Origin of the sequence: Ursidibacter arcticus, assembly GCF_009761375.1 — a bacterium.
GTDB lineage: Bacteria > Pseudomonadota > Gammaproteobacteria > Enterobacterales > Pasteurellaceae > Ursidibacter > Ursidibacter arcticus.
Genome location: NZ_LEKM01000221.1, coordinates 88,307 through 98,929, shown reverse-complemented (window position 1 = coordinate 98,929; position 10,623 = coordinate 88,307). Strand labels below are relative to the sequence as shown.

The window sequence follows — 10,623 nt, the reverse complement described above, 5'->3', positions numbered from 1 at the left end:
ACAACCCCCCAATTTGTTGTATTCAATAAACGGACGCCAGCGTGGCGTCCCTACACAACAAAATAAAATCTGTTATTTTTCAATTGGTTATAACTTTCCTTGTAGGGGCGCCACGCTGGGCGTCCGAATGAAAAAAGACTTTGTCAATAATCTGGCTCGTCTGTGACCACAACTGTTCGAAACCCTAACTCGGAACCCAAACATCATCAACTCTGTTTGGGTCTCCGCCACAAATAATAACCACTTCTTTTATTAATAAACTTTCTAATTCTAACGCCATTTTTAATTTCGGAATCTTATAACCAGATAAATTATTTTCCTTTTTATAAACTAATATTAATATCGCCAAAATTAATGCCATATACATTTCAACTTGCATTCCATTATAGTGGCGAGATAATAAATGACTAAAATTTAAATATTGTTTCAAAAACGTAAAGAAAACCTCAATTTCCCAACGTTTCTTATATAGTTCTGCAATTTATAATGCACTGTATGTCTTATTATTTGTAAGAAAATAAAGACTTTTTTCTTCTTGCTTTAATCTACACTTAATTAATCGTAAAGTATGTTGTGTTTCTTTATTCTTTTTATTAAATAACTTTACCATTAAATCACTCTCAATGATTAATGTCTCATTTTCTTGACCTATTGAATCAGGAGCACTACTTTGCTCAAGGTATCTCACCTCATTTCTGGCTCGAGTAATAAAATTTAAGCCTTTATCACTAAACTCATCAAAGCTCGCTCGTGACTGTATCCCCATATCAAATAACAAAATATTCTCTTTACTTAAAGGAGAATCTAAAATTAATTCTTTTAAGGCAATATCTTCTGAAGCATAAACACGCTCTCGAAATAATTTTGACATAACGGGTACGCCTGAAAAGGCAACACTATATTTAACGCCCTTTACATTGTCACTACTTCCTACTTTAATGCCTTCTTTTAGTAATTTACTGGATAAAATCACTGTTGTTGAATCAAATGCAATGATATTATCTTTCTTACTTAAATATTTACTGGCGTATTTTTCAAATACACTTTCAAAAATAGCTTTAAAATAATTCACATTAATAGTTCTTAACCTATCACTGATTGAATTATATTTTGCTTTTTCTATTTTTTTATCAAATAATCCTGTAAAAGTGGCTGAACTATAAAATTGTTCTAATGTTCTTAGGCTATTTTCTCTTACATTTAAAGATGAAAAGAGTAATAAATAGAACATCACTTCACCACGCAGTTTTTTACCTGTCTATCGACTTTATATTCCAGCCCAAATTCAACCAGTTTTTCTCGTGGCACATAGCTTAAGATTTCTCTCAGTTTCATTTTTTATACCCATTGTCATTAGTCAATATGCCGATAGTTTACTACTTTTTAAGGTTTCGAACAGTTGTGGTGTGGACACGAGCGCCATCGGGGGCGCATCTATAGATAATAAATTTTATTTGGCTAACTTTTTTGATATAGATTGTTTTAAAATTTCCAAATTAATTTTATCAGGACTAATCTTGATTCTATAATTACGTTGCATAAAATTATTAAACTTACTTAATTTTTTTTCTACTGAACTAGTAGATAGTATCCTCAATAGTAACTTTAAATTTTCTTCCTCAATGAAATTTATTAAATTATTAATATCAGAAAAAACTTCAGAAAATATAATCTTATCTATTGTTCTAACACTATTAATTGATATAGAAATTATTGTTGTAATATCTTTGAGAGTAATCTTATTAGCATTATAGTGTTGAATTGTTTTTTTTATATCAATGTTTGCATGTTTTTCTTTTATTTTTGAGCATTCTTTTTCTGAAAAAAGATCGAGATCTATCTTGTGGTCATTCTTCTGATGTACAATCTTATTCCTCCAGTCAACAAGTAATATTAAAATTTTTTCCCAATATACTTCTAATTCATTACTCTTATCCTTCTCTTTTACAAATATAAAAATATCTTTTATCTTATCTTTCGCATCAGAGCTTGATTCTTTATAAATCTTAGATATTTTATTAACCGATTTAAAATAAGATAATATCAATGTTTGTATATATACAAGGGATGAATGGAAAATATAATACTTTGCATCCTCAGAAGCTTTTTTTAAGTCTTTTGGATTCCAATATATAGATAATGAATCAGGTTTCTCAACTTTACGATTGGATACGCCTTCAAGCCCGACGTAAATTGTATTTATTGAAATCACTGATTTTCCAATTTCGTCAAGGAAATATTTTAAGAAAGGGCTTTTGTTACAATTGTTTTCGCTATTCATAGATACTCTTTTGACTGTGAAGGGATTCGAACCAACATTTCCTGCAATATTGAAAAAATAAATATAAAGGGCAGGGGTCTTACCTATTAGACGAACAGTCTTGAGCAGGATAATAAAAAGTATAATAAAAAAGCACTCATCAGAGACAAGTGCTATCATTTCTAACTTAGATTATTTTAATGAAACCCTCGCATTCCTAAACAATCTCATCCACGCGCCGTCTTCGCTCCAGTCTTCTGGGTGCCAAGAGTTGCTGACGGTGCGGAATACACGCTCTGGGTGAGGCATCATAATCGCAACACGTCCGTCTGTGTTACCGATTGCAGTGATACCTTGAGCCGAGCCGTTCGGGTTGGCTGGGTACACTTCGGTCGGTTGTAGGTTGTTGTCGATGTATTGGGCAATCACGAGGTTTTGTGCTTGCAAATTATTGAGCTGATCTGCCCGCTTGAATTCCGCCAACCCTTCGCCGTGAGCAACAGCAATCGGCATATGCGAGCCAGCCATTCCTGCGAACCAGTGGTTGTTGGTGTCGTTAATACGAACTAAGCCAACTCGTGCTTCATAGCGTTCGGATTTGTTACGTACGAAACGTGGCCAGTTTTCTGTACCCGGAATGATTTCCGCTAGGTTGGACACCATTTGACAACCGTTACATACACCAAGAGTTAAGGTATTTGGGTTTGCGAAGAATTGACTGAATTGATCACGCAACATTGGGTTGAATAAGATCGATTTCGCCCAACCGCCACCTGCACCTAATACGTCGCCATAAGAGAATCCACCACAAGCCACTAACGCATTGAAATCTTTTAAGTTTCTGCGTCCGCTCATCAGATCGCTCATATGTACGTCAATACTGTTAAATCCTGCTCTGTCAAAAGCTGCCGCCATTTCGTAATGGCTGTTTACACCTTGTTCACGCAAGATTGCGATGGTTGGTTTTACCCCTTTATTGATATAAGGTGCGGTAATATCTTCGTTGATATCGTAGGTTAAGTGAACTGATAACCCTTTGTTATTCGGGTCTTTTTTCGTCTCAAATTCTTGATCTGCACATTCAGGGTTATCACGCAAACGTTGCATTTGATGGGTTAATTCTGCCCAAATTCCACGCAATTCAGAACGTTTTTCGCTGAGTAATTTGCGTGTACCACGACTGATGTCGAAACGGTCTTCAGCTACCACTGCCCCTAATTCTTTAGTGATATTGAGTAAGTTGTGTGCTTGGAGAATTTCACGCACTTTGGCAAAGTCGCTGTCAGCAATTTGGATTACTGCACCAAGTTCTTCGTTAAATAATACCGCTAAATCGTTATCACCTAAGGCACTGATATCAACTTCTACACCACAGTTACCTGCGAATGCCATTTCCGCTAAGGTCGTAATTAAACCACCGTCTGAACGGTCGTGGTAAGCAAGTAATTTCCTTTCAGAAACAAGTGCTTGCATTGCATTGAAGAAGTTTTTCAAGGTTGCAACATTGACCACATCAGCAGGTTTGTCGCCTAGTTGTTTGTAAACTTGTGCCAGTGCTGTTGCACCTAAGCGATTGTTTCCTTCGCCTAAGTCAATCAATAATAAGCGAGTGGCTCCTTTATCGGTACGCAGTTGTGGCGTAACCGTTTTACGCACATCTTCGACACGAGCAAAGGCTGAAATAACCAGTGAAAGCGGTGCGGTAACGGCTTTTTGTTCGCCATTTTCTTCCCAAGTGGTACGCATTGACATTGAGTCTTTACCCACAGGAATCGTAATGCCTAACGCAGGACAAAGCTCTTCACCCACTGCTTTTACCGCTTCATATAAGCCCGCATCTTCGCCCGTATGACCTGCCGCCGACATCCAGTTTGCAGAAAGTTTAATGCGTTTAATATCACCGATATCTGTTGCTGCAATGTTGGTAATGCTTTCAGCGACAGCCAAGCGAGCAGATGCCCCAAAATCTAATAATGCAACAGGTGCACGTTCACCCATTGACATTGCTTCACCGTGGTAGCTGTCTAAACTTGCAGTAGTGACGGCACAGTCTGCCACTGGAATTTGCCAAGGACCGACCATCTGATCACGAGCAACCATTGCTGTTATAGAGCGGTCGCCAATGGTGATTAAGAATGTTTTTTCCGCAACCACAGGCAAACGTAATACACGATGGAATGCCTCTTTTAGTTGAATATCATCTTGTGCAAGCGGTGGGTTTTCCACAGTTTTTGACGAAACTTGGCGGTGCATTTTTGGTGTTTTGCCAAGTAATACATTCATTGGCAAGTCAATCGGCTTATTCTCAAAATGGCTATCTGCAAGGGTTAAGTGTTTTTCTTCGGTTGCTTCACCGATAACCGCAAAAGGTGCACGCTCACGCTCGCAAAGTGCGGTAAATAATTCGAGTTTTTCAGGTGCAACCGCTAATACATAGCGTTCTTGTGATTCGTTACACCAAATTTCTAATGGCGACATTCCTTTTTCATCACACAGGATAGAACGTAGATCAAATTTACCGCCACGCTCGCCATCGTGGACTAATTCAGGCATTGCATTCGATAAACCGCCTGCACCCACATCGTGAATAAATAGGATTGGGTTATCTTCGCCAAGTTGCCAACAACGGTCGATCACTTCTTGGCAACGGCGTTCCATTTCAGGATTTTCACGTTGAACTGAAGCGAAATCTAAATCTTCTTTGGATTTACCTGATGCCATTGATGATGCCGCACCGCCGCCTAAGCCGATATTCATCGCGGGGCCACCAAGCACGATTAGCTTCGCACCAACTGGGATTTCCCCTTTTTGAACGTGTTCCGCACGAATGTTACCAATACCGCCTGCAAGCATAATCGGTTTATGGTAGCCACGCGTCTCGATGCCACCAAAGCTGTTCACTTTTTCTTCATAAGTACGGAAGTAGCCAAGTAATGCAGGACGACCAAATTCATTGTTAAATGCCGCACCACCAAGTGGACCTTCAATCATAATATCTAATGCAGACGCAATACGGTTTGGTTTTGAGAGTGGATTTTCCCAAGGTTGTTCAAAGTTTGGGATCACCAAGTTAGAGACCGAAAAGCCAGTTAAGCCTGCTTTTGGTTTTGCACCACGACCTGTTGCCCCTTCATCACGAATTTCACCGCCCGAGCCTGTTGCAGCCCCAGGGAAAGGTGAAATTGCTGTTGGGTGGTTGTGTGTTTCCACTTTCATTAAAATATGAGCATCTTCATTGTGATAACGGTATTGTCCGTCTTGATCAGGGAAGAAACGTCCAACCGTTGAACCTTCCATTACCGCCGCATTATCTTTATACGCAGAAAGCACATAATCTGGGGTTTTCTCGAAGGTGTTTTTGATCATTTTGAATAATGATTTTTCTTGTTTTTGACCGTCAATTGTCCAATCCGCATTAAAGATTTTATGGCGACAATGCTCTGAGTTCGCTTGAGCAAACATATATAGCTCAATATCATTCGGGTTACGACCAAGTGCGGTAAAATTCTCCACCAAATAATCAATTTCATCTTCGGCTAACGCTAAACCTAAATTGATATTCGCTTCTTCTAGGGCTTTACGACCGCCTGCTAAAATATCAACAGTAGTAAAGGGTTTTGGCTCGTGCTGAGTAAATAATGTTGCACCTTGTTCTACGTTGTCTAATACCGTCTCTAACATACGGTCGTGTAGTAAGCCTTTTAAGGTGTCGATCTGCTCTGCTGTTGGCTCTGAACTAAACTCAAAATAGTAGGCTAAACCACGCTCAATACGATCTACTGCTTTTAAACCGCAGTTATGGGCAATATCTGTGGCTTTTGAAGACCAAGATGAAATTGTCCCCACACGAGGTGTAACAATTAAACAAAAACCAACTGGCTCGTGCTCTGCAAGCGTTGGACCGTAATGTAATAATTCTTGAATTTTGACTGTTTCTGCATCTGTAAGCGGTGCGTTTAGCTCAACAAAATGCAAATATTCCGCATAAACGGACTTAACAGGTAATTGCTGTTGTTGGAATTTTTGAGAAAGTTGATTTAAACGAAATTCTGATAGGGCTGGAGAGCCACGAAAAGTTTGTACAGTCATTGCTGAAGTTCCATAAAAATGTAAGAAAATTGGCGTGATTATACCCCATTACGCAAACGTTTGCATTAGTTTGCTTATAGACGGTTAGTTGGTATATGATGGACTACCGCTATATTTTCTAACTTGGAGCAAATTTTATGAAAACATCAATCTCATTATCTCTATTAAGTTTAACAATACTATCAGTAACAGCTTGTAGTTCAGGGTCTAATGGTTCGCCAGCATCATCAAATATGGAGAAAAATAACATATCATCAAATACATCTACTTTAAATAATTCACCGAATAACAACTCTGCTACTTCTTCACAAGCATCTTCTGCTCCACAATTAGGTACACTAGATAAATTAGGAGAAAATATTAAGGTCGAAAAGAAAACATCCACTGCTACCATTTCAATTGATGAAAAACCAGTGAAAAATCATAAGTTTATTATTCTTGGTAAAGATTATGGTCACAACGATATTGAACTTGATTTATTCCCACGTTACAAACTTTCGCAAGAAAATTGGGAAGAATCTTTTAATATTGAAAACGAGCATTGGAATGAAAAGGGATTTTGGCGAGTTTATAATCAGCAATATTCTGCAATTGTTGGAAATCTCGAAACTGCGGCATCTGTACGAGACCAAAATAGAAATATTATGACCGAGACTAAGGTTTTTGAAATAGAAGATGTGGTTGGTTATAACACCAAAGAGAATGAATTACCTAAATTAGGAAGCGTTAAGTACAATGGAATTGCTTTTGACAAAGATCAGCAAGGAAATCTAGTTTATCACGTTGATTTTGATAAAAAGCAAGGATATGGTGAAATTACAGGAATTGACAATGTTGGAAAAATTAATTTAGAAAAAGGCGACATCACCACAACAACAGAAAATAAACATAAATACATCACAGAATACTTTAAAGAAAACCAATTAGGTATTTTTGGCACAGCGAAAGCAGAAAAAGCAACTGACGATAAAACTGTTAAAAGTTACCATTTGCAGTTCTTCGGTCCAAATGCAGAAGAAATTAGCGGAACGGTATTTACTCTAAAAGAAGATTGGAAAGCTGAAGATGCTGAAGCATCTATTGGGTTTGCAGGAACCAAATAAAGGTTGGTAAGTGTACACTATTCTAGAAAATAGGAGTATTAGTAATAACGCCCGATAAATCGGGCGTTATTACTAGGTGAACACTAAAATGAAATTAGAAAGTATAATTTACCCCTACACGATATTCACGACCACGACCTGGGAATGCACCACGTTGGCTGTGAGCTTTGTATAGTTTGTTTGCTACGTTATCAACTGCGAAGTTTACATTCATACTATCGTTATTGAATGGTTTCCAGTTAAGGGTAATATCGGTTACGTTATAGCCGTCTTTGCCACTAGTAGCACCAGTTTTTAATGTACCCCCAGTAATAAAGTAGTTATCAGATGCTTTGACTTTTTCTACGATACGGTGGTGTACACCCACTTCTACATTTGGTTGTGCAAAGCGGTAGCTTAGAGAAGCTGTCCAAGTACGACCAATTGCTGATGCGTATTCTGGATTGCCGCTTAATAAGCTAACTTCTTCAAGTCGCCCTTGATTATTTGTCTGCCATCTAGTTTGAGAATGGAAACGAGGTTTGCTATGTGCAACACCTATACGCGCAGTAAAACCGTTATTATGATAGCCTGCATTTAACTCATAGCCACTATTTTTAATCTTACCTGCATTTACAATAGCTTGTGCAGCATTACCGTGGTTATCACGACCATTAGTTGTACCTAACGCATCTTTGATATTTTGCCAGAAGTAACTACCATCAAAGCTGAATGTACCATCATTATAGTTGAAACCGATTTCAGTATTACGAGCTTGCTCTGCTTTGGTATTGTCGCCAATAGTCACTACACCACGGTTACCGTGAGACATAATCGCATCGTGCATACGTGGGCTACGAGTTGCGTAGTTATGGCTCGCACTGAGGCTTAAATATTGGATTGGTTCATAAATTAAACCTACACTTGGGTTAAATGCACCATCGCTACGTTTTTTACCGTCCATTGCTTTAAAATTGAAGTGGTCGTAACGTACACCAGCAGTGAAAGTAATTTTATCAACAGGAGCGGTTATAGCTTCTACATATAATCCAGTATCTTTCTTTTCCTGATTGACTAAATTTGCATTGAATTTAGTGTGTGGCTTAACTTCTTGATGACGATAATTCACACCATATTTTAATAATACATTTTCGTGAACAGCAGAATCAAAGTTGATATTACCACCAGTGGTTACTACTCTATTTTTAGTGGCTCCTGGATTTTTATTTCCACCTGCATAGCCATTACCTTTATCGCTCTCAGACCAACGACTATGAACTAATTGATATACGTTAGCTGTTACTTCTTGGGCAAAACCTAAGTTTTTACCTGTCCACTCCAAGTTCGTATTTGTTACTCTCATCTTACGATCTGCTGGAGCTTGACGATCAAGCGTTAATCGACTACCTGGTGTACCTACTGGTGCAGCATCAAATTCCTCACGAACTAAACGCTCACCTTCGTGTTGTTCATTCATACGACTTAACACAAAACGGTGATCGCCAACAGTTGCTCCTACTTTTGCTAGATAGCTTACTTTATCTAGCCCACTAAACGGTACACGTTTAGTATTAAAGTTGCTTACATAGCCTTTACCACCTTCGTAGTTACTCTCTTTAACAAGATTGCCTGACACTAAAACATCAAAAATATCACCTTTACCGAATAAGGTTGCATTAAAATTATGAGCGTGGTTAGTGCTAAATCCTGCACCTAATTTTGCACCGACATTTTTGTCGCTATTTTTTAATAAATCTAACGCATCTAAGGTTTTTGCAATTACCGCACCGTTAGTTTGACCGATACCAGCTGAAGCACTGCCTGCCCCTTTTTGTACAGAAACAATTTTTACTAATGCTGGGTCTAGCATATGGCGGCCTTGGTGGTAGTGAATTTGGCTATCTGAATAAGCATTATCGACTTTAACATCAATAGAATTTTGACCCATACCACGAATATATAAATATTGAGAAGTACCATTACCACCACCAATACTAATCGCTGGCTCATTTTTAAGTAACCCACGCAAATCCGTTTGAACACTTTCATCTTTTTTCTGCGTAGTAACCACATTGGTTTGAACTTTCAAACCTTGGTTATCAGTAACATTGATCACATCAAGCGTTGCTGTATCTTTATTTTCTGCAAATGCAGAACCTGTAGCTAATGCACTTAACACCATAGCAGATACAGGGAGTAGTTTAAATTTTGCCATATGCATTCCTTAGATAATAACTTTTTACACTTATTTTTACTATTGAAAACAATTCTCAATAGTAAGCCAAATGGAATGGTTACATATTCAAAATTAATTGTCAATTGTTCTTGCATTAAGTATTTACTTGTAAAATTTTTGTAAATACAGACCGCTTGTTATTTATTCAATTTGATTTACATCAATCAATGAGCTATCTATTACTCAATAACTAGAAGTTTTTTGTAGAATAGAGAATGTTTTGATAAATAATTCAAACAATAAAATAAATTATTTTTTAATCGGAGAGCAATATATGAGCTTATTTCAACAAACAAACCCAGCCCGTCGTCGTTATGGGTTAGCCGTTTTCATTGGTATTATCGCAGGTATTATCTCTGCATTTGTAAAATGGGGTGCGGAACACCCATTCCCACCACGAAGTCCGTTAGATCTTTTTACCGCAGCGTGTAAAGATCCATCACAGGCTCTTGAGGTTTGCTCTCGTGCATTCCTAAATCCACCGCACGTTTTCTTGCGTGATTATATTGGAATTGATCCAACTGAAGCGGCATTTATGTTTGCCGACCACGCATTTAACTGGATCGGTGTAACTCATATGATTTTCTCGCTAGTTTTTGCTATCGGTTACTGTGTTGTAGCGGAAATTTTCCCGAAAATTAAATTTTGGCAAGGTATTGGAGCGGGTATTATTGCGAATATCTGTGTTCACTACATTACTTTCCCTGCACTCGGTTTAACACCACCTGTTGCAGAATGGCCACTTTATGAACATATTTCTGAGTTAGTTGGTCATATTTTTTGGTTCTGGACGATTGAAGTTATTCGTCGTGATTTACGCAATCGTATTACGAAACAACCAGATCCTGAAGCGCCTTTAGATCAACCATTCCGTTAATCACTTTACTGTGATAAAAACCGTAATATAGCAATATTGCGGTTTTTATTCTTTATGGTTATAAAAAATATCATATTAA

At 37.9% G+C, this 10,623-nt stretch carries 7 protein-coding genes; 2 read left to right on the top strand and 5 right to left on the bottom strand.

Features of this window, described 5'->3' with window-relative positions; translation table 11 throughout:
- Positions 1-184 precede the first annotated feature (184 nt).
- The 4 genes from A1D25_RS11145 to purL form a co-directional block, all read right to left on the bottom strand.
- Positions 185-361, bottom strand: a complete 177-nt coding sequence (locus A1D25_RS11145; protein ID WP_240327159.1) for a hypothetical protein — start codon at positions 359-361, stop codon at positions 185-187.
- Positions 362-481: 120 nt separating this feature from the next.
- The gene (locus tag A1D25_RS10900; protein WP_240327157.1) at positions 482-1,231 is read right to left on the bottom strand and encodes a hypothetical protein; all 750 of its coding nucleotides are present in this window, start codon (positions 1,229-1,231) and stop codon (positions 482-484) included.
- Positions 1,232-1,450: 219 nt separating this feature from the next.
- Positions 1,451-2,281 carry a hypothetical protein gene (locus A1D25_RS10895; RefSeq protein WP_157395697.1) on the bottom strand — a complete coding sequence of 277 codons (831 nt, stop codon included), beginning with the start codon at positions 2,279-2,281 and terminating at the stop codon, positions 1,451-1,453.
- Between the two features lie 171 nt (positions 2,282-2,452).
- Positions 2,453-6,349, bottom strand: a complete 3,897-nt coding sequence (gene purL, locus A1D25_RS10890) for a phosphoribosylformylglycinamidine synthase (protein WP_157395696.1) — start codon at positions 6,347-6,349, stop codon at positions 2,453-2,455.
- 137 nt (positions 6,350-6,486) lie between these two features.
- Here purL and A1D25_RS10885 point away from each other — a divergent pair, with 137 nt between their 5' ends.
- Positions 6,487-7,452: a factor H binding protein domain-containing protein gene (locus tag A1D25_RS10885; protein WP_157395695.1), complete on the top strand. Its 966-nt coding sequence runs from the start codon at positions 6,487-6,489 to the stop codon at positions 7,450-7,452.
- A gap of 94 nt (positions 7,453-7,546) precedes the next feature.
- Here the strand turns inward: A1D25_RS10885 and A1D25_RS10880 are convergent, their stop codons facing one another.
- Positions 7,547-9,646: a TonB-dependent receptor domain-containing protein gene (locus A1D25_RS10880; protein WP_157395694.1), complete on the bottom strand. Its 2,100-nt coding sequence runs from the start codon at positions 9,644-9,646 to the stop codon at positions 7,547-7,549.
- Positions 9,647-9,941: 295 nt separating this feature from the next.
- Between A1D25_RS10880 and A1D25_RS10875 the strand changes: the two genes are divergently transcribed.
- Positions 9,942-10,544, top strand: coding sequence for a YagU family protein (locus A1D25_RS10875; RefSeq protein ID WP_157395693.1), 603 nt, complete (start codon positions 9,942-9,944; stop codon positions 10,542-10,544).
- Positions 10,545-10,623: the final 79 nt, after the last annotated feature.

Bases quoted from the DNA above. Each gene is read 5' to 3' on its own strand.
- A1D25_RS11145 (WP_240327159.1), bottom strand. From the start codon at position 361: ATGGCATTAATTTTGGCGATATTAATATTAGTTTATAAAAAGGAAAAT.
- A1D25_RS10885 (WP_157395695.1), top strand. From the start codon at position 6,487: ATGAAAACATCAATCTCATTATCTCTATTAAGTTTAACAATACTATCA.
- A1D25_RS10895 (WP_157395697.1), bottom strand. From the start codon at position 2,281: ATGAATAGCGAAAACAATTGTAACAAAAGCCCTTTCTTAAAATATTTC.
- purL (WP_157395696.1), bottom strand. From the start codon at position 6,349: ATGACTGTACAAACTTTTCGTGGCTCTCCAGCCCTATCAGAATTTCGT.
- A1D25_RS10875 (WP_157395693.1), top strand. From the start codon at position 9,942: ATGAGCTTATTTCAACAAACAAACCCAGCCCGTCGTCGTTATGGGTTA.
- A1D25_RS10880 (WP_157395694.1), bottom strand. From the start codon at position 9,646: ATGGCAAAATTTAAACTACTCCCTGTATCTGCTATGGTGTTAAGTGCA.
- A1D25_RS10900 (WP_240327157.1), bottom strand. From the start codon at position 1,231: ATGTTCTATTTATTACTCTTTTCATCTTTAAATGTAAGAGAAAATAGC.